22 protein-coding genes and 1 pseudogene are annotated in these 22,302 nt (G+C 75.4%); 13 read left to right on the top strand and 10 right to left on the bottom strand.

Annotated elements, in window-relative coordinates:
- Nucleotides 1–6: 6 nt before the first annotated feature.
- Nucleotides 7–1,023, bottom strand: a complete 1,017-nt coding sequence (locus tag ACSU53_RS01900) for an LLM class flavin-dependent oxidoreductase (RefSeq protein ID WP_437024464.1) — start codon at nt 1,021–1,023, stop codon at nt 7–9.
- 147 nt (nt 1,024–1,170) lie between these two features.
- On the opposite strand from ACSU53_RS01900, the gene ACSU53_RS01895 reads away from it, so the two are divergent.
- Entirely contained in the window at nt 1,171–1,665 is a 495-nt protein-coding gene (locus tag ACSU53_RS01895; protein WP_437024463.1) for an LNS2 domain-containing protein, read from the top strand.
- 435 nt (nt 1,666–2,100) lie between these two features.
- Here ACSU53_RS01895 and ACSU53_RS01890 read toward each other — a convergent pair whose 3' ends face one another.
- Nucleotides 2,101–2,316, bottom strand: coding sequence for a dodecin (locus tag ACSU53_RS01890; RefSeq protein WP_362099908.1), 216 nt, complete (start codon nt 2,314–2,316; stop codon nt 2,101–2,103).
- A gap of 230 nt (nt 2,317–2,546) precedes the next feature.
- On the opposite strand from ACSU53_RS01890, the gene ACSU53_RS01885 reads away from it, so the two are divergent.
- Nucleotides 2,547–3,806 carry an extracellular solute-binding protein gene (locus ACSU53_RS01885; RefSeq protein WP_437024462.1) on the top strand — a complete coding sequence of 420 codons (1,260 nt, stop codon included), beginning with the start codon at nt 2,547–2,549 and terminating at the stop codon, nt 3,804–3,806.
- A gap of 251 nt (nt 3,807–4,057) precedes the next feature.
- Here ACSU53_RS01885 and egtD read toward each other — a convergent pair whose 3' ends face one another.
- From egtD to egtA, 4 genes are read right to left on the bottom strand one after another with little or no spacing between them, the layout of a single operon-like run.
- Complete coding sequence (gene egtD / locus ACSU53_RS01880) at nt 4,058–5,026, bottom strand: L-histidine N(alpha)-methyltransferase (protein WP_437024461.1); 969 nt, start codon at nt 5,024–5,026, stop codon at nt 4,058–4,060.
- On the bottom strand, nt 5,023–5,865 hold the full coding sequence (egtC, locus tag ACSU53_RS01875) for an ergothioneine biosynthesis protein EgtC (protein WP_437024460.1): 843 nt from the start codon (nt 5,863–5,865) through the stop codon (nt 5,023–5,025). The genes egtD and egtC overlap by 4 nt, the downstream gene beginning before the upstream one ends.
- Nucleotides 5,865–7,184, bottom strand: a complete 1,320-nt coding sequence (gene egtB, locus ACSU53_RS01870) for an ergothioneine biosynthesis protein EgtB (RefSeq protein ID WP_437024459.1) — start codon at nt 7,182–7,184, stop codon at nt 5,865–5,867. The genes egtC and egtB overlap by 1 nt, the downstream gene beginning before the upstream one ends.
- Complete coding sequence (gene egtA / locus ACSU53_RS01865; RefSeq protein ID WP_437024458.1) at nt 7,181–8,509, bottom strand: ergothioneine biosynthesis glutamate--cysteine ligase EgtA; 1,329 nt, start codon at nt 8,507–8,509, stop codon at nt 7,181–7,183. The genes egtB and egtA overlap by 4 nt, the downstream gene beginning before the upstream one ends.
- A 300-nt stretch (nt 8,510–8,809) precedes the next feature.
- Here egtA and ACSU53_RS01860 point away from each other — a divergent pair, with 300 nt between their 5' ends.
- On the top strand, nt 8,810–9,712 hold the full coding sequence (locus ACSU53_RS01860) for a TIGR02452 family protein (RefSeq protein WP_437024457.1): 903 nt from the start codon (nt 8,810–8,812) through the stop codon (nt 9,710–9,712).
- A 69-nt stretch (nt 9,713–9,781) separates the two neighbouring features.
- On the opposite strand, the gene ACSU53_RS01855 is transcribed toward ACSU53_RS01860, so the two are convergent.
- Nucleotides 9,782–10,228 carry a type II toxin-antitoxin system PemK/MazF family toxin gene (locus ACSU53_RS01855; RefSeq protein ID WP_437024456.1) on the bottom strand — a complete coding sequence of 149 codons (447 nt, stop codon included), beginning with the start codon at nt 10,226–10,228 and terminating at the stop codon, nt 9,782–9,784.
- Nucleotides 10,229–10,459: 231 nt separating this feature from the next.
- Here ACSU53_RS01855 and ACSU53_RS01850 point away from each other — a divergent pair, with 231 nt between their 5' ends.
- The 6 genes and pseudogenes from ACSU53_RS01850 to ACSU53_RS01825 all read left to right on the top strand — a co-directional run bounded on the left by ACSU53_RS01850 (nt 10,460) and on the right by ACSU53_RS01825 (nt 16,700).
- Nucleotides 10,460–11,452: an Acg family FMN-binding oxidoreductase gene (locus ACSU53_RS01850; RefSeq protein ID WP_437024455.1), complete on the top strand. Its 993-nt coding sequence runs from the start codon at nt 10,460–10,462 to the stop codon at nt 11,450–11,452.
- A 649-nt stretch (nt 11,453–12,101) separates the two neighbouring features.
- On the top strand, nt 12,102–13,364 hold the full coding sequence (locus ACSU53_RS01845; RefSeq protein WP_437024454.1) for an MFS transporter: 1,263 nt from the start codon (nt 12,102–12,104) through the stop codon (nt 13,362–13,364).
- Between the two features lie 98 nt (nt 13,365–13,462).
- Nucleotides 13,463–13,993, top strand: a pseudogene (locus ACSU53_RS01840) (cysteine hydrolase family protein); the annotation flags it as partial.
- Nucleotides 13,994–14,130: 137 nt separating this feature from the next.
- Nucleotides 14,131–15,081 carry an aminoglycoside adenylyltransferase domain-containing protein gene (locus ACSU53_RS01835; protein WP_437024453.1) on the top strand — a complete coding sequence of 317 codons (951 nt, stop codon included), beginning with the start codon at nt 14,131–14,133 and terminating at the stop codon, nt 15,079–15,081.
- Between the two features lie 32 nt (nt 15,082–15,113).
- The gene (locus ACSU53_RS01830; protein WP_437024452.1) at nt 15,114–15,965 is read left to right on the top strand and encodes a serine/threonine protein kinase; all 852 of its coding nucleotides are present in this window, start codon (nt 15,114–15,116) and stop codon (nt 15,963–15,965) included.
- Nucleotides 15,966–16,247: 282 nt separating this feature from the next.
- Complete coding sequence (locus ACSU53_RS01825) at nt 16,248–16,700, top strand: hypothetical protein (RefSeq protein WP_437024451.1); 453 nt, start codon at nt 16,248–16,250, stop codon at nt 16,698–16,700.
- Nucleotides 16,701–16,856: 156 nt separating this feature from the next.
- Here ACSU53_RS01825 and ACSU53_RS01820 read toward each other — a convergent pair whose 3' ends face one another.
- Nucleotides 16,857–17,285, bottom strand: a complete 429-nt coding sequence (locus ACSU53_RS01820) for a peptidase M23 (RefSeq protein ID WP_437024450.1) — start codon at nt 17,283–17,285, stop codon at nt 16,857–16,859.
- A gap of 278 nt (nt 17,286–17,563) precedes the next feature.
- Here ACSU53_RS01820 and ACSU53_RS01815 point away from each other — a divergent pair, with 278 nt between their 5' ends.
- The 3 genes from ACSU53_RS01815 to ACSU53_RS01805 all read left to right on the top strand — a co-directional run bounded on the left by ACSU53_RS01815 (nt 17,564) and on the right by ACSU53_RS01805 (nt 19,313).
- Nucleotides 17,564–17,995, top strand: a complete 432-nt coding sequence (locus tag ACSU53_RS01815; RefSeq protein ID WP_437024449.1) for a VOC family protein — start codon at nt 17,564–17,566, stop codon at nt 17,993–17,995.
- Nucleotides 17,996–18,180: 185 nt separating this feature from the next.
- The gene (locus tag ACSU53_RS01810) at nt 18,181–18,606 is read left to right on the top strand and encodes a CBS domain-containing protein (RefSeq protein ID WP_437024448.1); all 426 of its coding nucleotides are present in this window, start codon (nt 18,181–18,183) and stop codon (nt 18,604–18,606) included.
- An 8-nt stretch (nt 18,607–18,614) separates the two neighbouring features.
- Nucleotides 18,615–19,313, top strand: coding sequence for a phosphoribosyltransferase (locus tag ACSU53_RS01805; RefSeq protein WP_437024447.1), 699 nt, complete (start codon nt 18,615–18,617; stop codon nt 19,311–19,313).
- Nucleotides 19,314–19,496: 183 nt separating this feature from the next.
- On the opposite strand, the gene ACSU53_RS01800 is transcribed toward ACSU53_RS01805, so the two are convergent.
- Nucleotides 19,497–20,687 (bottom strand): CaiB/BaiF CoA transferase family protein, encoded by a 1,191-nt coding sequence (locus ACSU53_RS01800; protein ID WP_437024446.1) that lies wholly within the window; start codon nt 20,685–20,687, stop codon nt 19,497–19,499.
- A 189-nt stretch (nt 20,688–20,876) separates the two neighbouring features.
- Nucleotides 20,877–21,158, bottom strand: coding sequence for a hypothetical protein (locus tag ACSU53_RS01795; protein ID WP_437024445.1), 282 nt, complete (start codon nt 21,156–21,158; stop codon nt 20,877–20,879).
- 177 nt (nt 21,159–21,335) lie between these two features.
- On the opposite strand from ACSU53_RS01795, the gene ACSU53_RS01790 reads away from it, so the two are divergent.
- Nucleotides 21,336–22,241, top strand: coding sequence for a LysR family transcriptional regulator (locus ACSU53_RS01790; protein WP_437032978.1), 906 nt, complete (start codon nt 21,336–21,338; stop codon nt 22,239–22,241).
- The last annotated feature ends 61 nt before the right edge of the window (nt 22,242–22,302 follow it).

Genomic DNA, 22,302 nt, shown 5'->3' with positions numbered 1-22,302 from the left:
GTGGCATCACCGGCGCGCACTCTCGACCGTGCCCACCAGCGAGGCGAGCCGCCGGTAGGAGTCCAGCACGGCGTCGCGGTCGTAGGTACTGGTGGTGACCAGCACCTCCTGGGCGCCCGTCTCCGCCAGCACCGCCTCCAGCGCCTCCGCGACCTGATCCTGGGTCCCGGCGATGTGCCCGGTGAGTCCGGCGGCGTACAGCTCGCGCTCCTTGGCGGTCATCGCCGTCTCCTCGACCCGCTCGGCCGGCCGCAGCGCGGGGAACGTGCCGCGCGTGCGCGCATGGGCCATCGACCACGCCTCCGGCACCAGCAGCCGCCGTGCGCTCTCCCGGTCGGCGGCCACCGCCACCGTCCCGGAGACGATCACGTACGGCTCGTCCGCCCACACGGAGGGCCGGAACTCCGACCGGTAGCGCTCGATGCCGCGCCGCATCCGCTCCCGGCCGCGCAGGTCGCCGATGACCATCGGCAGCCCGGCCCGCGCGGCGATCCCGGCACCTTCCCCCATGGCCAGGACGAACGGCGGTACGACCAGGCCCTCCGCGGGACGGGCGTGCACCCCGGTCGGCGACGTGCCCCGGAACCAGCCCAGCAGCTCGTCGATCTGCGCCCCGAAGTCCTCCGCGTCCTCCTTGTCACGGCCCAGGGCCCGGCGCACCCCGTCGGTGAAACCGACCGAGCGGCCCAGCCCCATGTCGATCCGGCCCGGGTACAGGGACTCCAGCACCCCGAACTGCTCGGCCACCACCAGCGGCCGGTGGTTGGGCAGCATGACCCCGCCGGTGCCGACCCGGATGGTCCGCGTCGCCCCGGCGACGGCAGCCGCCAGCACCGTCGGCGCCGAACCGGCGACCCCGGGCACGCCGTGGTGCTCCGAGACCCAGAACCGGTGGAAGCCGAGCCGCTCCGCCTCCTGTGCGAGCCGCACGGTGTCGCGCAGCGCCTCGGCATCGGTGTGGCCCTCCCGGGTGCGGGAGCGGTCCAGGACGGAGAAACGGGTTCGGGCGAGCAGGGAGGTCACACCCTTTCCAACGCCTGGGCCGACGGGTCATTCCCGCCGCCCGCCGCCCCGGGTGGGGACGCGGCCACCCGCCGCTCCCGCCACCGGCCCTCCGGGCCTGACGCCCTCCGCCCCGCCCCTGCCGGGCCGAGCCTCTAGGCTGGGCGCGTGACCCACAGCAGCAAGCGGCGTCCGCTGGCCGTGTTCGACCTGGACAACACCCTCGCCGACACCGCGCACCGCCAGCGGTTCCTGGAGCGCAGGCCCCGTGACTGGGACGCCTTCTTCGCCGCCGCCCCGCACGACCCGCCGCTCGCCGAGGGCATCGCGCTGGTGCACGAGAGCGCGCGGGAGTGCGAGATCGTCTACCTCACCGGGCGGCCCGAGCGCTGCCGCCGCGACACGACCGAGTGGCTCGCCGCCCAGGGGCTGCCGGAGGGCGCGCTGCACATGCGGGGCGACACCGACCGGCGGCCCGCCCGGTTCACCAAGCTGGCCGTGCTGCGCCGGCTGGCCCGCGGCCGGGAGGTCCGGGTCCTGGTGGACGACGACGAACTGGTCTGCGCGGACGCCCGCACAGCGGGCTTCACCGTGCTCCACGCCCGGTGGGCGACTCCCTCGGGCGACCTGAAGGCCGCTCAGGAGCGGGAGGGCCGCACCTGAATCAGGTGCGGCCCCGTCCGCGCCGCCGGGTGTGCCGGTCGGCGTCCGCGCCGCCGGGTGTGCCGGTCGCCGTCCGTGCCGCCGGGCGTGCCGGCCCCCGTCCGTGCCGCCGGACGTGCCCATTGCCGTCCGCGCCGCCGGATGTGCCGGCCCCGTCCGCGCCGCCGGACGTGCCGATCGCGTCCGCGGCGCCGGGTGTGCCGGTCGGCGTCCGTGCCGCCGGACGTGCCCGTTGCCGTCCGCGCCGCCGGGTGTGCCGGTCGGCGTCCGTGCCGCCGGACGTGCCCGTTGCCGTCCGCGCCGCCGGGTGTGCCGGTCGGCGTCCGTGCCGCCGGACGTGCCCGTTGCCGTCCGCGCCGCCGGATGTGCCGGCCCCGTCCGCGCCGCCGGACGTGCCGATCGCGTCCGCGGCGCCGGGCAGACCGCTCGGACGGTTCAGTCCGTGCCCTCCAGCCGGAAACCGACCTTCAGGCCCACCTGCCAGTGCCGGATCTCCCCCTCCTCGATGTGACCGCGCACCTGGGTCACCTCGAACCAGTCCAGATTGCGCAAGGTCTCCGAGGCACGGGCGATGCCGTTGCGGACGGCCTGGTCCACACCGTCGGGCGACGTGCCGACGATCTCGGTGACGCGGTACGTGTGGTTCGACATGCGAGGGCTCCTCTCCGTGGCGGCTCCGCGTCCCGCAGCGGACACCGCCTGCAACACGAGTCACTCCACCGTGCCCCACGGCACGGCGGAGCGCGAGACAGCGGCCGGGTACCCACGGCCCTTGACCGTTCTCATTGGTCCATACCAAGATGCGGGTAACCCAGCCGAGCTCCCGCTCGTCCCCCCACGCCGGGCCCCGCACTGTCCCGTCAGACAGAACAGGACCCCTCGTGAGACCTCGTCTGCTTGCCCTCGTCTGTGCGTCAGCCACCCTCCTCGGCGGCTGCGGCCTCATGCCCGGCGGTTCCACGGAGCGGCAGACCGTGACGGTGTGGCTCATGCGGCACAGCGCCTCGCAGGACTACCTGGACCGCTTCACCGAGGACTTCGAACGCCGGCACCCCGACATCGACATCGACATCCGCATCCAGGACTGGACCGGCATCGGCGAGAAGGTGCAACGGGCCCTGGACGACGAGGAGTCCGACGGGCCCGACGTGATCGAGGTCGGCAACACCCAGGTCACCCAGTACGCCGAGGGCGAGAAACTGCTCGACCTCACCCTGGAGTCCCTGCGCGACTGGAACAGCAACGACTGGCTGCCCGGCCTCGCCGAACCGGGCAAGTGGGGCTCGCGCCAGTACGGAATCCCCTGGTACGCGGCCAACCGAGTCGTGATCTACCGCAAGGACCTCTTCCGGCAGGCGGGCATCACCGCCCCGCCGAAGACCCGCGACGAATGGCTGGCCGTCACCGAGCAGCTCAACACCGGCGGCACCCAGGGCATCTACCTCGCCGGCCAGGACTGGTACACCCTCGCGGGGTTCATCTGGGAGGAGGGCGGCGAACTCGCCGAGGACCGCGACGGGGTCTGGCACGGCGCCCTGGACAGCCCCGCCGCGCTGCGCGGCATGGACTTCTACCGGCGGCTGCAGGCCCTCGGGGACGGCCCCGTCGATGCCGACGAGGAACACCCGCCGCAGGCGGGCGTGTTCGCCCGGGGCGAGGTGGCCCAGATCGTCGCCGTCCCCGGCGTGGTGAGCGCGGTCCTCAAGGAGAACCCGGACCTGGAGGACGAGCTGGGCTACTTCCCCGTCCCCGGGCGGAAGGCCGGCCGGCCCGGCGCCGTCTTCACCGGCGGCTCCGACCTGGTGATCCCCGCGGTCACCGACCAGCGCAAGGCCGCCGTCGCCGTGGTCTCCGAACTCGTCGGGACCAAGTGGAACACCGACCTGGCCCGCACCATGAACTACGTGCCCAACAAGACCACCCTCGCCGACACCGTCGGAGGCGAGGAGGCCGTCGCGGCCATGGCGGCCGGCGCCGCCCGGGGCCGGGCGACCCCGAGCACGCCGGAGTGGGGCCGGGTCGAGGCGGACAACCCGATCAAGGACTTCATGACGAAGGTCCTCAAGGGCGCCGACCCGGAGCAGGAGGGCCGGCGCGCCTCACGGCGCATCACCGAGGCGTTGGAGGTGAACGTGCACTGACCGGCCGGGGGCCGGGGGCCGGGGGCCGGGGGACGGCGGGCGAGGCGGCGGGGGCGGCCGGGAGGCCCGGCCCGCAGGACCGGCCTCCGGACGACCCCCGCCCGGAGGCCGGGCCCTGGGGCCTCCGGCCCCCGGAGGTCCCGGCCCCGCCGTCGTCCGGACGCCGGCGCGGACGCCACCGACAGGGGGTGGGCCGGGGCGCCGACGTGACGCGGAAGGCCCGGGCGCCGTCGAAGCGCCCGGACGGGCGGTCACTGCTCGCGGGCCACGCTCAGCGACAGGGCGAACCGGCCCTCCTCGTCGGTCCACCACCGGGTCAGCTCGAACCCGCCGGCGGCGAGTTCGGCCCGCACCCCGTCCTCGCGGAACTTGGCCGACACCTCGGTGCGCAGCTCCTCACCCTCCGCGAAGTCGACGACGAGCCCCACACCCGGGATCTTCACCGTCTGCGCCGACAGGGAGCGCAACCGCATCTCGATCCACTCCCGCTCCGCGTCCCACACCGCCACGTGCGCGAACGCGTCCGGGTCGAAGTCGGCGCCCAGCTCGCGGTTGATCACCGTCAGCACGTTCTTGTTGAAGGCGGCCGTCACCCCGGCCGCGTCGTCGTAGGCCCGGACCAGCACCTCCTCGTCCTTGACCAGGTCCGTGCCGAGCAGCAGCGCGTCGCCCGGGGCCAGCAGCCCGCGGACGGACGCCAGGAAGCCGGCCCGCTCGTCGGGCAGCAGGTTGCCGACGGTGCCGCCGAGGAACGCCACCAGCCGGGGGCCGGGGGAGTCGGGCAGCGTCAGGGACGAGGTGAAGTCGGCGATCAGCGCGTGCACCCGCAGCCCCGGCCGCTCGGCGGCCAGGGCCTGCCCCGCCCGGGTGAGGGCGCTCCCGCTGACGTCGACCGGCACGTAGGTGTGCAGGCCGGTGAGCGCGTCGAGCAGGTGCCGGGTCTTCTCCGACGACCCCGAGCCCAGCTCGACCAGGGTGCGGGCGCCGGTGACGGCCGCGATCTCGCCGGCCCGGGCGAGCAGGATCTCCCGCTCCGCACGGGTCGGGTAGTACTCGGGCAGCTCGGTGATCCGCTCGAACAGCTCGCTGCCGTGCGCGTCGTAGAACCACTTCGGCGGCAGGGTCCGGGGGCTGCGGGTCAGGCCGTGCCGGACGTCGGAGCGCAGGGCGGCGTCCGTGGCGTCCTCGGGCAGGGTGCGGGTCAGCTGGAACGGACTCACGTGCGGGGCTCCTCGGTGCGGGCGTCGGACACGTGCGGTGCGGCACCGGCGGGGCGGGCCGAGTGGGCGGGGCGGGCGCCGGGAGCGGCGGCCGGGTCCTTGAGGGGCGTGAGCAGCACGTCCGTGCCGCTCGCCGCGAGCAGGGTGCGGTCGGGGACCTCGCGCCAGTGCGGATCGTCGTCGTACGGCTCGGAGGCGACCACCGTGCCGCCGCCGGACCGCGACCGGTACCACAGACTGTCGCCCCAGGCCGTCGCGGTGACCGTGTCGCCGTCGGTGAGCAGCAGGTTGAGCCGGGCCGCCGGCGCCGCCTCGGCGACCTCCACCACCGTGTCGGCCAGGGCCTGCCCCTCGTCGTCCCCGGCGCGCAGCCGGGCCAGGACCAGCGCCCACACGAACGCGGAGTCGTTGCGGGCCTCCATCGACAGCAGGTCCCCGGCCGGCAGGGTCGGCACCAGCGGCGCGAGCGAGTCCGGCCAGCCGGGCACCGCGCCGTTGTGGCTGAACAGCCAGGTCCCCGCGGCGAACGGCGCGGCCGCGGCCTCCGCGTCGGCGCCGGCCAGCGTCGCGTCCCGCACGGCCGCGAGCAGGACCCGGGTGCGCACCACCCGGGCCAGGTCCGCGAACGACAGGTCGGCCCACACGGGACCGGCCCGCCGGTACCGGGCCGGCACCGGATCGCCGTCCGCGTACCAGCCGACCCCGAACCCGTCGGCGTTGACCGTCCCGTACCGCTGCCGGCGCGGCGCCCAGGACTGCCGGTACAGGCCGTGCGGCGGATCCACCAGGAGTGCCCCGATCGGCAGTGCGGGCCCCGTGTAGGCCAGATGACGGCACATCAGGAACCCTCCGCCGCACGGGCGGTGCGGAACCCGGAGAAGATCTGCCGCCGCACCGGGAGGTCCCAGTTGCGGAACGTCCCCCGGCAGGCCACCGGGTCCACGGCGAACGAGCCGCCCCGCAGCACCTTGTGCTCCGGCCCGAAGAACACCTCCGAGTACTCCCTGTACGGGAACGCCCGGAACCCGGGATACGGCAGGAAGTCGCTCGCCGTCCACTCCCACACGTCACCGATCAGCTGGCGCACCCCGAGCGGCGACGCCCCGGCCGGGTAGCTGCCGACGGGGGCGGGACGCAGGTGGCGCTGGCCGAGGTTGGCGTGCCCGGGACCCGGCTCGGCGTCGCCCCACGGGTAGCGCGTGGAGCGGCCGCCCGCCGGGTCGTGCCGCGCCGCCTTCTCCCACTCGGCCTCGGTGGGCAGCCGCCGTCCGGCCCAGCGGGCGTAGGCGTCGGCCTCGTACCAGCTCACGTGCAGCACCGGCTCGTGGGGCGGCACCACCTCGGTGACCCCGAACCGGCGGCGCAGCCACTGCCCGCCGTCCCGCCGCCAGAACAACGGCGCCGACAGGCGTGCCCGGCGCACGTGGGCCCAGCCCTCCGCCGTCCACCAGCGCGGGTCGTCGTAACCGCCGTCCTCGATGAACGCCTGGTACGCGCCGTTGGTCACCGGCGTCGTGTCGATGTGGAACGGCGCCATCTCCCGCCGGTGCGCGGGCCGTTCGTTGTCCAGGGCCCACGGTTCGGTGGACGTGCCCATGGTGAACGGCCCGCCGGGCACCAGCACTTCGGACGGCCCGGTGAACAACGGGACCGGCTCCGGGTCCGGTGCGGTCAGCGCCGGCGGCCCCTGCCGCAGCTGATGGGTGATCAGCATGGTCTCGTCGTGCTGCTGTTCGTGCTGCGCGATCATCCCGAACGCGAACCCGGCCTCCGTCAGCCGCGCCCCGGTGAAGGCGGCCGCCTCCAGCACGTCCAGGGCCCGGCCGCGCACCTCGGCCGCGTACCTGCGGGCCTCCGCGGGCGGCAGCAGCGGCAGACCGGGCCGCTCGGCACGGGGGTGTTCGAAGGCGTCGTAGATGCCGTCGATCTCGGGGCGCAGCGCCTCCTGGCCGGCCACGGCCCGCAGCAGCCACTGCTCCTCCTGGTTGCCGATGTGGGCGAGGTCCCACACCAGCGGCGACATCAGGGGCGAGTGCTGCGCGGTGAGGTCCGGTTCGTCGACGCAGCTCGTCAGCAGCGTGGTGCGCTCCCGAGCGGTGACGAGCGAGGCGACCGCGCGCTCCCGCAGCGCGTCGGCGTCCTGTGCGGGGTCGGTCATGAGGGGGAGTCCTTCCCGTGCGGAAGCGGCGCGGGCCACGGCGGGCCGCCGGACGGTGTGGTGTGCACGGCGTCGAGCAGGTCGTCGGCGGGGCACCGGCCGCGGGCCACGTGGCGCTCGTGGAAGGCGGCGACCGCGTCGACCACCTCCGTCGTGGCGCCCAGCCGGGGCAGCGCCTCCAGGGCCGCGGCGAAACAGGCGGCGGCCGTCTCCCGCAGCTCCGGGTCGGCCAGCCCGGTGCGGGCCGCGTCCCGCCACAGCGGGTTGTGCGGAGCGGGCAGGCCCAGCGCGCGCTCGGACAGGGGCTTCACCGCCCGGTACGCGGTCTCGCTCGCCTCCGGATCGTCGAACAGGGCCGCCGTCACGGCCAGCGGCACGATCCAGCCGTCGTCGCCGGGCTGCGCGTCCATCATCCGCAGCTCCAGGTGACCGCGCGGCCGTACCGGCGGGAACAGCGTCGTGGCGTGGTAGCCGAGGTCGTCCCGGGTCGGGGCCCGGGGCACCCCGGAGCGGGCCCACGCGCGGAACGTGAGCCCGTCCGGCACGTCCCACGCCCTCCCGCCGTCCTGCCGTACGCACATCACCGGCGCGTCCAGGACGTGCCGGGCCCACGCGCCGCGCGGATCCGCGTCCAGCAGCGGGCCGCCCGCCCGGCCCGGGCCGATCTGCTCCCAGCGCAGCTGCCGGGTGGAACGCCAGCCGGTCGGCCGGTCACCGGCCAGCGGCGAGTTCGCGAACACGGCCACCAGCACCGCGCCCAGCAGGTGGGCCAGCCACCAGCGGCGGACGTGGCCCAGCGGGCCCGGCTCCTCGTACCCGGCGTCGACGCACACCTGCACGGACGCCGACGCGCACATCATGGAGCGGCCCGCGGGCCCGGTGCGGTCCAGGCACGCCTCCATCGCGTCGTAGCGCGGCGCGCGCAGGAACCGGCGCGGGGTGTGCCAGGGGTCGTGGCCGAGGCCGACGAGGCACAGACCGTCCCGGCGCAGGACCGCGCGGACGGCGTCCAGGTCGGCGGAGACGGTACTGACGCACTCCATGAGCGTGGCGGCGGGCGGCGAGCTCAGCTCCAGCTGACCGCCGGGTTCCACGGTGAGCGCGGATCTCAGGGCAACGGGCCGCAGCGCCGCGTAGGCCGCTTCGAGCCGTTCGGGTGTGACGGGGAGCCGCGGCTCCCGCAGCTCGTGGACCAGCCATTCCACCTCGACGCCGAGGCGGCGCGGCGGTCCCGTCTTGAAGCAGATGCCCCGTACCACGGCTTCCGCCTCGGCTTCCGTCACCAGGGCTCCCGGCGCACCGGGAGCATTGCGCGGATCGGACATGTCGGACTCCTTCTGGGGGTCCACGATGCCACCGGTCCGGGATCCCAGCCCCCCGAACCGGTCACGACCCGTCCACTCAAAACCTTCCCGGCGCCGGCGCACAAGGGCGCGAGGACAGGCGATCAGGGCCCGTCATCCTGTCGTTCCGCCCGTTCGCCGGGGCTTTTCCGCCCGTTCCGCGGCCCTCGGACGCCGGGAAAATCCGTTGCACGGCCCGCTCGTGACCGACCAGGATCCCCGTATGAGGAACACGGGGGAGACCGCGCGGCGCCCGGTCACGGCGCGTACGGGGGTCGCGGCGTGAGCGCGCGGCTGCGCGGCCTCGCCCGCGAGACGGAGGGCATCGTCGCAGCGGGCCGCTACCGCGCCCCGGACGGCCGCGAGCACGACCTGGCGGCAGCCGTCGAGGCCGCGCGGGAGGGCACCCGCCTGTTCGGTCCGCGACCGGTGCCGGTCCCGGACGTCCGGCCGACGGCCACGCGGATCGAGGTCACCGGCGAGAGCAGCCTGCAGGCCGCCCGGCGCCTGGTCACCGCGCCGGTACGGCGCGAGGACGGGCGGGACGGGCCGGACGAGCCGGACGGGCCGGACAGCGCGCCCGCCGTGCTGAACTTCGCCTCCGCCCGCAATCCCGGCGGCGGCTACCTCAACGGGGCCCAGGCCCAGGAGGAGGCCCTGTGCCGTGCCTCCGCGCTGCACACCTGCCTGCTGCGGGTCCCCGAGTTCTACGAGCACCACCGCACCCACCGGGACCCGTTCTACACGGACCGCGTGATCCACTCACCGGCCGTGCCCGTCTTCCGCGACGACCGCGGCCGCCTGCTCGACGAGCCGTTCACCACCGGCTTCCTCACCTCGGCCGCGCCCAACGCGGGGGTCGTCCTGCGCCGCACGCCGGAACGGGCCGCCGAGATCCCCGGCGCCGTCGCGCAGCGCGCCGGACGGGTGCTGGAGACGGCGGCGGCCGTCGGCCACCGGCGTCTCGTGCTCGGTGCCTGGGGCTGCGGCGTCTTCCGCAACGACCCGGCCGTGGTGGCCGGGGCGTTCCGCTCCCTGCTCGGGCCCGGAGGGCGCTTCGCCGGGGTCTTCGACCACGTGGTCCTCGCCGTCCTGGACCGCACACGGGCCGGGACGACCCGCGCGGCGTTCGAGCACGCCTTCGCCGGCCTCGCGGCCCGGCCGGAGGCCCCGGTCGCGCCCTGAACCGGCGGGGCGGTGTCCGGGCCCGGCACGGAGGACCGGACCCGTGGCAGACCGGACCGGAAGGGGCCGTCAGTTCCAGCCGTAGCGCTCCCGCAGCCGCCGGCGCACCAGGTCGAACCGCATCCGGTCCAGGGCGCAGGCCTCCCGGCGCATGCCCTCCTCGTGCAGCCGGAGCACCCGGTCGACGCCGACCCAGGAGTCGCGGCCGGTGCGGTCCCACGGACCGGCGCCGATCGGCACCCAGTCCCGGTCACCGTTGCGCGGCCTGCTCGACATCCGCACCGCCAGGACGGTCCCGCCCGTCTCCCGCGCCACGACGAGCACCGGCCGGTCCTTGCCCCGCCCGTCGGCTTCCTCGTAGGGCACCCATGTCCAGACGATCTCCCCGGGATCCGGGTCACCGTCGTGCACGGGCGCGTACTCGGTGCGGACCGGGCCCACCTCATGGGGTGCGGCCTCGGTGGTGGCAAAGGGGCCGTGGCGGCCCGGGACGCTCTCGGGGCTGTACGCGGTCACAGGTGCACCGTACGGCACACCGCGCGGGCGGCGGACGTGCCGCACGGCCACCGCTGCCCCCTGACCGCGTCCCGTACCGCACGGCACGCGCCCCGCCGCACGGCACTGCCTCGGGCCCGCCGCGACGGGCCCGGGCCACATGGCCCCGTCGGCGGCCCCGGTCGACCCTCGCCCGGGGCGGGAGGACGGCGCAGGCTGGGCTTCACGGGGAGTCCGGGAGAAGGAGCCGACATGCAGCAGAGTCGACCCGTGGACGCGACGGCCGTGGAGGCGCTGCTCACCGCCGCGGTCGCGGCGCCCTCGATCCACAACACCCAGCCCTGGCGGTTCGGCCTGGACGCGGCGACCGGCACCGTGGAGGTGCGCGCCGACCGGCGCCGGATCCTGCCCCTGGCCGACCCGCACGCCCGGGCGCAGTACCTCTCCGTGGGGGCGGCCGTCCTCAACCTCCGGGTCGCCGCGGCCCACGGCGGCTGGGACCCGGTGGTGCGCCTGCTGCCCGACCCGCACCAGCCGGATCTGCTGGCCACCGTGCTGCTCTCCGACCCGATCGCCGGCGTGCCGTCCGGCCTGGCCTCGCTCCACGAGGCGGTGGGGCGCCGGCACACCAGTCGCATGCCCTTCACCGGCCGCCCGGTGCCGGACGGGATCGTCGCCGAGATGGTCGGCGCCGCCCGGGCGGAGGGCGCCCACCTCGACGTGCCCGACATCCCGGGGACCCGCCGCCTGCTGCGGCTGACCGGTGCGGGCGAGGCCCGCAACCGCGCCCACCCCGGCCGCACCGCCGAGTCCCGGGCCTGGGTCACCGCCCCCGGCACCGACACCCCCTACGGCGTCCCGCTGGCCGCGGTCGGCCCCCGCGACTCGGGCGGGCGCATGCCGATGCGCGACTTCACGGGCCCCCTGCCGCCGGGCCTGGTGCCGCCCGCCCTGCGGTTCGAACGGCACGCCCAGGTGGCGCTGCTGTGGACTCCGCGCGACCGGAGGGAGGACTGGCTGCGGGCGGGACAGGCGATGGAACGCACCCTGCTGGTGGCCACCGCTCACGGCCTGCGCACCTCGATCCTCCACCAGGCGATGGAGTGGCCCGACCTGCGGGCGGCCGTCGCCGGGACCCGGCGGCGCCGCAGTCCGCACCTCCTGATCCGCTTCGGCTACGGCCCGGAAGGCGGCCGCACACCCCGCGCCTCCCTCACGCCACGGGCCCGCCCGGTCGCCGACTGAGCAGCACACGCGCGGCCGTCAGCGGCGCCGGCGACGCGCGCCCACCGGTGCGACCGGCCGGCTCAACCGGTCGGCGCAACTGGTCGGCGTAACCGGCCGGCTCAACGATTCCGCGCAACGGGTCGGCTCAACGGGCCGGTACTCACCGGCGCACTCCGATGCGGGCCCGGTGTTGGACACCGGCGCGCCCATGCCTGCCCGGCCTCCCTGCCTCGCCCGCCTGCCCGGCCTCCCTGCCGTGCCCGCCTGCCCGGCCCCCGCCGCGCCCGCCCGTTCGGCCGTGACTCGCTCGGGGGGCGTGCCGTCCCCCCACGGCGCGCTCCACCAGCGCCCCCGGTCGCGCGCTCCACCAGCGTCCCCGGTCGGCGCGCCCCGCCCTCGGCGCATGGACCCGGCGCCGGGGTGACCCGGCAGGCGGCGGGGTTCGGCGGGGACGGTCGGACCCCGTCCCCGGGACCCTTGCGGCGGGCCTCCGGGACGGACGGCCCCGTGGTGCGGAGGACGCCGCCGGGCCATCGTGGGCGGGAGGGCGCGAGCGCCTCGCCGGCCACCCCGACGGCCGGTCGCCTCGACCGTTCCGCCAATGCGGCGCACCACCCGCAGACGGAGCGGATGCGGCGGACAACCCACAGACGAAGGGGAGGACGGCATGCCGAAGCCGTCGGCCACAGCGCACAGGAAGACCGCCCCGCCCCCCGTTCCCGCCCGCGCCTGGCTCATGCTGGCCATGGCGACCATCGGCTTCGCGGTGAACTTCTGGGCATGGGCGCTGCTGAGCCCGCTCGGTCCGAGGTTCCACGACGAACTCGCCCTGTCCTCCTTCGAGTCGTCCCTCCTGGTGGCGGTGCCCGTCGTGGTCGGCTCCGTGGGACGCATCCCGGTGGGGGCCCTCACCGACCGGTTCGGCGGCCGCACGATGTTCCCGCTCGTCTCGGCGGTCACGATCGTGCCGGTCCTGTACCTGGGGCTCGCCGGACACTCCTCGCTCCCCGCCCTGCTGATCGGTGGGTTCCTCCTCGGCGTCGGCGGTACCGCGTTCGCGGTCGGGGTGCCGTTCGTCAACGCCTGGTTCCCGCCCGAGCGGCGCGGCCTGGCGATCGGTGTCTTCGGCATGGGCATGGGCGGCACCGCGATCAGTGCGCTGACCACGGTCAAGCTGGTGGACGCGAACGGCATGGCGACCCCGTTCGTCCTCACCGCCGTCGTGCTCGCGGTGTACGCGGTCGCCGCCCGGCTGCTGCTGAGGGACGCGCCGGGGCGCGCGGTGCCCTCGGAGCCGCTCCCGCGCAGGCTCGCGGGCACGGCACGGCTTGCGATCACCTGGCAGGCGTCCGCCCTGTACGCCGTCGCCTTCGGGGGCTACGTCGCCTTCTCCGTCTATCTGCCGACCTACCTCAAGACCGGCTACGGGCTGACCCACGCCGACGCGGCGAACCGGATGGCCGGCTTCGTGCTGCTGGCGGTGGCCATGCGACCGGTGGGCGGCTGGCTGTCGGACCGGGCCGGACCCGTACGGGTCCTCGTGGGCGTCTTCGGAGTCGTCGTGGCCGCCGCCCTGGTCCAGGCGGCGACGCCCTCGCTCGCCCCGGTCGGCACCGTCACCTTCCTGTCCATGGCCGCCGCGCTCGGCGCGGGCAGCGGCGCGGTCTTCGCCCTGGTCGCCCTGGTGACCCCGGCGGCCCAGGTCGGTTCCGTCACCGGCGTCGTGGGCGCGGCGGGCGGACTGGGCGGCTTCCTCCCGCCCCTGGTGATGGGCTCGCTCTACGGCGTCCGCCATGACTACGCGCTCGGTCTGATCCTGCTCGGCCTGGTGTCCGCCGCCGCCCTCGCCTACACCGTCACCGGCGTCCGCCGAGCCCTCGCCCGGCGCACCGGGGCCGTCCCGCGCACCGCGTCGGCCGCGGGCGGCTGACCCGACGGGGGCCGGGACCGGAACCGCTTCCCGCTCCGTCCGCCGGCGCCCGGCCGGCACGGGTCGCTCGATTCCTCCGGACGGGGAACCCTGGTGACATGGCCAAGAGCGCTCTCATCGTCATCGACATGATCAATACGTACGACCACCCGGACGCCGAACTGCTGCTGCCCTCGGCGGAGACCGTCGTACCGGTCGTCTCCGGCCTGATCGACCGGGCCAGGAAGCGGGACGTCCCCGTCATCTATGTCAACGACAACTTCGGGCAGTGGCGCTCGCACCACGGGGAGCTGCTGGACAGCGCCCTGTCCGGGCCGCACGCCCGGCTGGTCGAGCCGCTGCGCCCCGACGACTCCTCCCTGTTCGTGGTGAAGGCCCGCCACTCGATCTTCTTCGAGACCCCGCTCGGCTACCTCCTCAACCAGCAGGGCATCGAGCGGCTGGTGCTCTGCGGGCAGGTGACCGAACAGTGCGTGCTCTACTCGTCGCTCGACGCGCACATCCGCCACTTCCAGGTGGTCGTGCCCCGCGACGCCGTCGCCCACATCCACGCCGACCTCGCGGACGCCGCCCTGCGGATGATGGAACGCAACATGGGCGCCCGGGTCTGCGACAGCGACGACCTCTGGGCCGACGAAGCCGGTCCCGACGGCACCACGGCCGACACCGGTGGCAACAAGGACGCCGGTGCCGATGCCGATGCCGGTGCCGATGCGGGTGCCGGTGCCGGTGCCGGTGCCGGTGAGCGTGGCGACGCGGACGCCTCATGAGGTACGCGGAGAACGACCCCGCGGCGCCCCCGCACCCCACCCCCGCCGAAGCCCCGCCCCCCGCCGGCCTCCCGCCGTCCGGGGCCGCCGCGTCCTCCCCGTCGGGCCCCGGGCCCGGGCGGGCGCCGCTGCCGCCGGAATTGGGGCCCTACCTGACGGAACTGGTCCACCGCACCCGTGCCGTCTGCGGCACCCGCCCGGTGAGCGTCCTCGCCGTCGGCTCCGTCGCGCTCGGCGACTACCGGCATGGACGCAGTGACGTCGACGTCACGGTGGTCGTGGACCCCTCCCTGCCCCGCGCGGCCCTCTCCGAACTGGCGGCCGCCCTCGCCCACCCCGCGTTGCCCTGCCCCGCGGCCGGGCTCGAACTGACGGTCTATGACGCCGGCTTCGCCGCCCGCCCGTCCGCCGAGGCGGGCTACCTGCTCGACCTGAACACCGGCCCTCAGCTGCCCGGGAAGGTGAGCTTCGACCCCTCGCAGTCCCCGGCCTTCTGGTACGTCATCGACCGCTCCGTCGCCGCCCGCGCCGGGCGCTCGCTCCACGGCCGGCCGGCCCACGAGGCCGTCGCCGAGCCCGAGCGCCGTGCCGTGCTGCGGGCGCTCGGCGCCTCGGTCCGCGAACACGCCGACGGCGACGGCCACCTGGCCGACAACCGGGTGCTCAACGGCTGCCGCTCCGTGGTGTTCTGCCGTACGGGCCGCTGGTGCGCCAAACGGGAGGCGGCACGTGCCGTCGCCGGCTCCGAGCCCGCCTTCCGGCCGCTCATCGACGACGCGCTGAGCAGCTTCGACCGGCCGCGCCGCGACGCCCGCACCCTGCCGCCGGAGGCCGTGCGCTCCTTCCTGACCTGGGCGGCCGACCGTGTGGCGGAGGCGGCCCGTACCGAGGAGCGGCCGCCGGGCGACGCGCGGGAGCCCTGGGAGGTGTCCGGCAGGCACCCCTAGACTGCTGCGCGACCGAGCGGGGGTGCGCCCAAGTGGAGACGATCATCGTTCAGTTACCGGACCTCATGCCGTCACCGCGCGGCGGTCCGGGCAGGCCCGAGCTGCTGCATCTGGGGCCGGGCGATGTGGTGGACTTCGGCCGGGCGCTGCCCGGGAGCGGGGGAGTGGCCATCGCGCTCGACGACCCCGGCATCTCCCGCCGCGCCGGGCAGGTGGAGGCCGCCGGCGACTACTGGCGGCTGTCCAACTTCAGCCGCACCGTCTCCTACGCCGTGGAGAACCTGGAGGGCGCGGGCGAATACCTCACCGTCGCCCCCGGCAGGCTGGGCGCGCCGGTGCCCTTCGAGTTCTCGCGGGTCGTCCTGCCGGCCCTGACCGGTACGGCGGGCTTCAAGGTCTTCGCTCCGCAACACGCCTATCTGGGCGAGGAGTCCGCCGACGGACTGGGCGAACAGACCGTCCACCCGTTCGCGTTGGACCCGACGGCCAAGTATTTCCTGGTTCTGGTGGCGCTGTGCGAACCACGGCTGCGGGACGCGTCGGACACGGCCCTCCCGGGGGCCGGGGAGATCGTCGACCGGCTGCGTCCGCTCCCCTCCTGCCGGGACCTGACCCGTTCCGCGGTGAACTACCACATCGACTACCTCGCCCTGACCAAACTCCGCCTCGACACGGGTGAGGAGGGCGCACCGGGGGCCGAGGGCGGCCGTACCGGAGCCAAGCGCGCCCGCCTCGCCTCCGTCGCGCTCCGCTTCGGCCTGGTGCGCGAGGAGCACCTCGGCCTGCTGCCCCGACGCAGTAGGGGCACCGGCCCGGGCCCCTCGACCGGCCCTGCACCAGGCCCGGCGCCGGGCTCCGGTGCGGGCACCGGCACTCTTCGGTGACCCCCCGGACGGCACGCCGTCCGACGGCGTTCCGACAGCGTGTCCGACGAGCGGGCTGCCCGCGAGGCCGGTGACGAGGGGCGGAAAGGCGGGGTGTGCTCCCCGCCGGGGGTCGGGGGCCGGAGTCCCCACCCTGATACCTGTCAGGTGTCGGCGCGGCTCCCGGTGCCCGTACGGTCGCGGTCAGTCACCGGGGCACGGGTGCCCGGGCCGGAGTGCCGGCCGCCGCCCCGCCCGGTGTGACCACGTCGAGCTGGAAGACCCAGGAAAAGGAGCCCGACCATGAGCCGCCGTCCGCTCAGGACCCTTCTGGCCGCCGGAGGCGCCGCCGCCGTGATGGCACTCCTCCCCACCACGTCCGTGCACGCCGCCCCGTACTCGGGCGGCAACTACGGTGCCTACGCCAGGGAGGGGCAGTACCCCACCGTCAGCGGCTGCGCGGGCACCTTCCGGCAAGTGGGGGCCACCCGGTACGCCGAGGGCATGGCGCTGAAGTACTTCTACTCCGCCACGTGCGGGTCCTTCGCCCGCATCGAGAACTCCCGCACCAACTGCGAGGCCGTGCTGGAGCGTTCCGACAACGGGGTGGGCCGGTCCGACGGCTGGGTCTCCGAGACCGTCGACGCCGGCATCACCTACGCCTACACGAAGATCGGCAACAACCTCAACGGCCGGGTGTCGCGGGCCCTGCTGGCCTGCGACGGCCATGTCTGGGCCCAGACCGGCTGGTACTGATCCGTAATCGGTCCGGCTGGTACTGATCCGGCCGGTACCGGCCGCGGCCCGGTCCGTGCCCGAGGGGCGCGAGCCGGGCCGCGGCGGCGGAGGGCGGGCACAGGGCGGGCCGCCGGGTACGGTGGCCCGCCACCTGCCTGCGCCCGGTGCGCCGGCTCAGCAGTCGGGGACGCCCGCGATCTTCTGGCCGCCCCGCAGATACAGGTTGTTCACCCAGGCGATGTCGCTGCCCGACAACTCCTGTACGGCGGTCCACCAGTTGTTGGTGCCGACGGCGGGATCGGTGACGGTTTCGCCGCGCGTCTGGCAGACCGCGTCCAGCCAGTACCGGGAGCGGACGGCCAGCACGTTGGACTGGCGCGTCGGCCGGGCGCGCAGGTTGACGTCGGTGGCCCAGAGGTAGACGTCGGTGAGGGTCGGGTCCCCGCCGGTGGGCGCGAGCGCCCCGGAGTCCCGCGCGGGCTGCGCGGCGGCGGTGGGCGTGGTGGCGGTGTCGGGTGCCGCCTGTGCGGTGGCGGTGAGGCCGCCGATGGTGAGGGCCGCCGCGACCAGGGCGGTGGCGGTACGGCGCGTCAGCTGCTTCATGAAGTCCCCCGGAAACAATGGACGGTGAGTGTGGCAGCGGTCCGACGGCCGGCGTGGTGCGCCGGAGCGGGCCGCTGTCCAGCACCTTAGGGACGGCGGCAGCCGTCCGGTCCCTGACGGATGTCAGGGCCACCGGCGGGCCGCACGGAGCAGCACGCGGAGAAAAGCACTCGACCGGCGTCCGGAGCGACGCCTATGCTCCCGGCGCGGCATCGCGTGCCGGTCACCGACCGGGTGAGGCATGGAGGCGCCGTGGATGCCCGTGGAGGCATTGCCGTATGTCAGTCGAGTTCGATCACACCATTGTCCTGACCCGTGACCGGGAGGAGTCCGCCCGTTTCGTGGCGCACGTCCTGGGGCTGGAGGTCGGGGAGCCCGCCGGGCCCTTCCTGCCCGTCACCACCGCCAACGGCGTCACGCTGGACTTCGCCGCCGTCGGCCACGACGTCCCCGTGCAGCACTACGCGTTCCTCGTGTCGGAGGACGAGTTCGACGCCGTCCTCGGCCGGCTCGTGGCCGCCGGGGTGCCCGTCCAGGCCGACCCACAGGGGCGGCATCCGGGGCGGATCAACCGCAACGACGGCGGGCGCGGGGTGTACTTCCGCGACCCGGCCGGACACGGACTGGAGGTGCTGACCCGTCCGTACGGCACCGACCCGGCCTCACCGCTCAACGGTGTCACCGAGGAGGTCCCGGGAGCGGCCGGGTAACGGTCACCCGGTGGAGGTGGGGGCGGCAGGCCGACGGGTCCGCCCGGCGTCCGGCCGCCCCCGCCCTTCGCCCCCTCGCCCCTCGCCCGCCGGACCGTCGGTTTACCGACCGCCCCGCGGGCTACGCGGACAGCGGCGGGACCCGGAACACCCGCCGCCGCCCCACCCGTCCCCCGGAGGTGCCCATGAACCGGCGGATACGGGACGTGATGTCGCCGGACACCGCGTCCGTGGAGCCCATGACCACGGTGGCGCGGGCGGCCCGGCTGATGCGTGAGCGCGACGTCGGGGACGTCCTGGTGGCCTACGACTGCGACCTCTTCGGCCTCCTCACCGACCGCGACATCGTGCTGCGGACCGTCGCCGCGGGGCGCGACCCGCAGCGGACGCCGGTCGGCTCCGTCTGCACCCGGCCGCCCCTGGCGACCCTGGACCCCGACGACACCACCGAGCACGCGGCGGACCTCATGCGCCGGCACGCGGTGCGCCGCCTCCCCGTCGTCGAACGCGGCGGCTGCCCCGTGGGTGTGGTCAGCATCGGCGACCTGGCCAGGGCCGACCGCCCGTACTCCGCCCTGGCGGGCATCGGCCGGGCCGAACCGACCCGGTGACGGCCCCCGTGCGGTTCACCGATCGCCGGCAGGCGGGACGCGCGCTGGCCCGGGAGCTGCGCGCCCGGGGCGACGCCGGCCTGCTGCCCGACCCGGTGGTCCTGGCCCTGCCCCGCGGCGGCGTGACCGTGGCCCGGGAGGTCGCCGAAGCGCTCGGCGCACCGCTCGACGTGCTCGTCGTCCGCAAGATCGGGGCGCCCGCGCAGGAGGAGTTCGCGGTGGGCGCGCTGGCCGGCGACGGCGTTCCGATGTTCGACCCGCGCACCCTGGATCTGCTCGGCCTCGACGAGCGTGATCTCACCGCCGTCGTCGAGCGGGAACGCGCCGAACTGCACCGCCGGGAACGCGTCTACCGGCGGGGCCGCACCGCCCCCGCGCTGGAGGGCCGTTCCGTGATCGTCGTCGACGACGGGCTGGCGACGGGGGCCACGGCCCGTGCCGCCCTGCGCTCCGTACGTCGCCGCTCGCCCGCGCGCGTGCTGCTGGCGGTGCCGGTCTGCTCGCCGGAGGGTGCCGCGTCGCTGCGCGGGGAGGCGGACGAGGTGGTCTGCCTGCACCGGCCGTCCGGATTCACGGCGGTCGGCGAGTGGTACGACGACTTCGGCCAGCTGACCGACGAGGACGTCCTGGCCGCCCTGGACCGCCCGGCCGGAGACGCCGGAGACGGTGCGACGGGCCGCCCGCCGGGAGACCGTTCCCGGCCCTGAAGGGCGTTGAAGGCCCTGAGGCTCTGGAGGTGCTGAAGCCCTCAGGGCCATGAAGTCGCGAAGTCGTCCAGGGCGTGAAGTCGTCCAGGGTGTGAAGACCGTGCAGGTCACGCGGACAGGTGGGGCCGGCGGGGCGACGGCCCAGCACGGTCACCGTCCGTCCGCGGGACCGGATCCTCCCGGTCAGACGACCCCGTCCGCGCGCAGCCGCGCGATCGACTCGGCCGAATGCCCGAGCCCCGTCAGGATCGCCTCCGTATGTGAGCCCACCTCGGGCACCGGGTCCATGCGGGTGGCCGTCCCCGCGAGGTCGGCGGGCGGCAGCAGGGCCTCGACCGTGGCGCCCGGCACCGCGACCTCGCGCCAGCGGTCCCGGGCGGCGAGCACCGGATGGTCCAGGAAGGCGGCGACGTCGTTGACGCCCGCGCACGCGATGCCGAGGGACTCCAGCTCCTTCAGCAGGTCGTCGGCGCCGGAACGGGCGCAGCGCTCGGCGACCAGGGCGTTGAGTTCCTCCCGGTGTGCCACCCGGTCCGAGCCGGTGGCGAACCGGGGGTCGTCGGTCAGCTCGGGGCGGCCCAGGAAACCGGCGCACAGCACCGACCACTCGCGCTCGTTCTGGATGGAGAACAGCACCTCGCGGCCGTCGGCGGCGCGGAACGTTCCGTAGGGGGCGATGGTGGCGTGCTGCGTGCCGAGTCTGGGCGGCTGGGTGCCGCCGTAGCGGGTGTAGTAGGCGGGCTGGCCCATCCATTCGGCGAGCGCCTCGAACAGGGACACCTCCACGGGGTGCGCCTCTCCCGTGGTGGCCCGGGTGTAGAGCGCGGTGAGGACACCGCTGTAGGCGTACATCCCGGCGGCGATGTCGGCGACGGAGATGCCCGTCCGCGCGGTCTCCTCCCCGGTCCCGGTCAGCGACACCAGCCCGGTCTGGCACTGCACCAGCAGGTCGTACGCCTTGCGGTCGGCCCACGGCCCGGTGGTGCCGTAACCCGAGACGGTGCAGGTGATCAGGCGGGGGCGGTGGCGGGTGACCTCGGCGGTGCCCAGCCCGAGACGGTCGACGGCCCCGGGCGCCAGATTGTGGACGAAGACGTCGGCGTCGTCGAGCAGTCGCCGGAGGATCTCCAGGCCGCGCGGGTCCTTGAGGTCGAGGGTGAGGGACTCCTTCGACCGGTTGAGCCACACGAAGTAGCTGGAGTGGCCGTGCACGGTCGTGTCGTAGCGACGGGCGAAGTCGCCCTCGCCCGGCCGCTCCACCTTGATCACCCGCGCGCCGAGATCGGCCAGCTGACGCGTGGCGTACGGCGCGGCCACGGCCTGCTCCAGACTGACCACCGTGACCCCCGCCAGGGGATACCGCTGCGCTCCCATGTGCCTTCCGCTCCCTCCCGGGGCCCGCGGCCCCCGTTACGTCCGGTCCGTGCCGGGGGCCCGGGGCCGGCCCGCCTGCCCGTCCCGCCCGCGGTCACCGGCCCGTTCCGCGTTTCCGGCACTCCCGCCGTTCCCGGCAATCCGGCGGGTGGCGCGGGGACGGGGGGCTGCTCCTCCCGTGCGCGGTGCTCACCGCCGGACGGCCGGGGCGGCTGCCGGGTCCGCGGGCCTGCTGCGGGAGACGATACGCGTGCCGCGCTCGTCGACCACCCTGACCTGGAGCGAGCCGCAGCCGCAACGGGTCCACAGGGTGCTGCCCGTGCCAGTGGGGTGGCGCGAGACCACGCTGAACGGCTCGGCGCCGTCGGGCCACCCGCAGTACGGGCAGGCGGTACCGGGGGCGGGCGCCCCGTCCGCCCGGTGGGCCGCGCCGCCGTTCGCCCTGCCGGTCGTGCCGGTCGTACCGGTCATGTCGGTTCCCCTCTCTTCTCGGGTCTTGCTTCGTGTTCCGGTTCCGGTGCCGGTCTCTTCGCCGGTCCCTTTAGCGGGCCCGGCCCGGCCCCCGGTCTTCACCACAGCCAGCGTGCGACGCCCGGTCCGTTCACGTCCAGGTTGACTTTGTGGGCCTGACCGTGAAGCGTGGACTTCATGATTGACCTGCGCAGGCTGCACGTCCTGAGGGCGGTCGCCCACTACGGCACGGTCACCGCGGCCGCCAGGGCGCTGCACTTCACCCCGTCCGCCGCTTCGCAGCAGATCCGGCAACTGGCGCGGGAGCTCGACGTGGTCCTGCTGGAGCCGCAGGGGCGCGGGGTGCGGCTCACGCCGGCGGCGGAGAGTCTCCTGGCGCACGCCGACGCCATCCAGGCACGGTGGGAGCAGGCCGAACGCGACCTGCGGGCCGATCACGACGCACCCGCCGGGCCGCTGCGGGTGACGGGTTTCCCGGTCGCGGTGTCGGTGCTGCTGGCCCCGATGGCCGCACGGCTGGGCGGACGGCATCCGCGGCTGGCGGTGCGGATCCTGGAGGCGGGGGTGCCGGAGAGCTTCGACCTGCTCTTCGAGGGGGCCACCGACCTGGCGGTCGTGGAGTCCACTCCGCGCAATCCGCCGCCGGGTGACGAGCGCTTCGACCAGCAGCCGCTGCTGGACGACCCCTTCGACCTGGTCGTCCCGGAGGGCCACGCCCTGGCCGGGCTGGAGCGGGTGGACCTCGCGGAGGCGGCCCGCGAGCAGTGGATCGCGCCGGTGCCGGAGAGCCCGTGCCGGCCGCACGTGATGTCCGCCTGCGGGGCGGCCGGTTTCACTCCGGACGTGGTCCACCACGCCCTGGACTGGAACGTCACCGCCCACCTCGTCGCCCACGGGCTCGGCGTCGCCCTCGTCCCGCGCCTGGCCCAGCTCACGGCCCACCTGCCCATCACGCGGGTGCGCTGCACGGGCGACCCGCACCGCAAACTGCTCACCTGCACGCGCGGCGGCGACCGCACGCGGCCGGCGGTGGCCGCGGCGCTGGCTGAACTGCGGGAACTCGCGGCCGAGGCGGTGGCCTGACCGGGGGGCGGATTCGGGCGGGCGGGGCCGGGGTTCGCAGCGTGCGGCCCGGGGGCCGGCG

This window comes from Streptomyces sp. enrichment culture, assembly GCF_964273255.1.
Classification (GTDB): domain Bacteria; phylum Actinomycetota; class Actinomycetes; order Streptomycetales; family Streptomycetaceae; genus Streptomyces.
This window is presented reverse-complemented; position numbering and strand designations above follow the sequence as displayed.

What these genes read in the sequence shown, in the direction of transcription:
- egtA (WP_437024458.1), bottom strand. Translation starts at nt 8,509, where the DNA reads ATGTCCGATCCGCGCAATGCTCCCGGTGCGCCGGGAGCCCTGGTGACG.
- ACSU53_RS01795 (WP_437024445.1), bottom strand. Translation starts at nt 21,158, where the DNA reads ATGACCGGTACGACCGGCACGACCGGCAGGGCGAACGGCGGCGCGGCC.
- ACSU53_RS01800 (WP_437024446.1), bottom strand. Translation starts at nt 20,687, where the DNA reads ATGGGAGCGCAGCGGTATCCCCTGGCGGGGGTCACGGTGGTCAGTCTG.
- egtC (WP_437024460.1), bottom strand. Translation starts at nt 5,865, where the DNA reads ATGTGCCGTCATCTGGCCTACACGGGGCCCGCACTGCCGATCGGGGCA.
- ACSU53_RS01825 (WP_437024451.1), top strand. Translation starts at nt 16,248, where the DNA reads ATGAGCCGCCGTCCGCTCAGGACCCTTCTGGCCGCCGGAGGCGCCGCC.
- egtB (WP_437024459.1), bottom strand. Translation starts at nt 7,184, where the DNA reads ATGACCGACCCCGCACAGGACGCCGACGCGCTGCGGGAGCGCGCGGTC.
- ACSU53_RS01890 (WP_362099908.1), bottom strand. Translation starts at nt 2,316, where the DNA reads ATGTCGAACCACACGTACCGCGTCACCGAGATCGTCGGCACGTCGCCC.
- ACSU53_RS01820 (WP_437024450.1), bottom strand. Translation starts at nt 17,285, where the DNA reads ATGAAGCAGCTGACGCGCCGTACCGCCACCGCCCTGGTCGCGGCGGCC.
- ACSU53_RS01815 (WP_437024449.1), top strand. Translation starts at nt 17,564, where the DNA reads ATGTCAGTCGAGTTCGATCACACCATTGTCCTGACCCGTGACCGGGAG.
- ACSU53_RS01810 (WP_437024448.1), top strand. Translation starts at nt 18,181, where the DNA reads ATGAACCGGCGGATACGGGACGTGATGTCGCCGGACACCGCGTCCGTG.
- ACSU53_RS01850 (WP_437024455.1), top strand. Translation starts at nt 10,460, where the DNA reads ATGCAGCAGAGTCGACCCGTGGACGCGACGGCCGTGGAGGCGCTGCTC.
- ACSU53_RS01835 (WP_437024453.1), top strand. Translation starts at nt 14,131, where the DNA reads ATGAGGTACGCGGAGAACGACCCCGCGGCGCCCCCGCACCCCACCCCC.
- ACSU53_RS01790 (WP_437032978.1), top strand. Translation starts at nt 21,336, where the DNA reads ATGATTGACCTGCGCAGGCTGCACGTCCTGAGGGCGGTCGCCCACTAC.
- ACSU53_RS01845 (WP_437024454.1), top strand. Translation starts at nt 12,102, where the DNA reads ATGCCGAAGCCGTCGGCCACAGCGCACAGGAAGACCGCCCCGCCCCCC.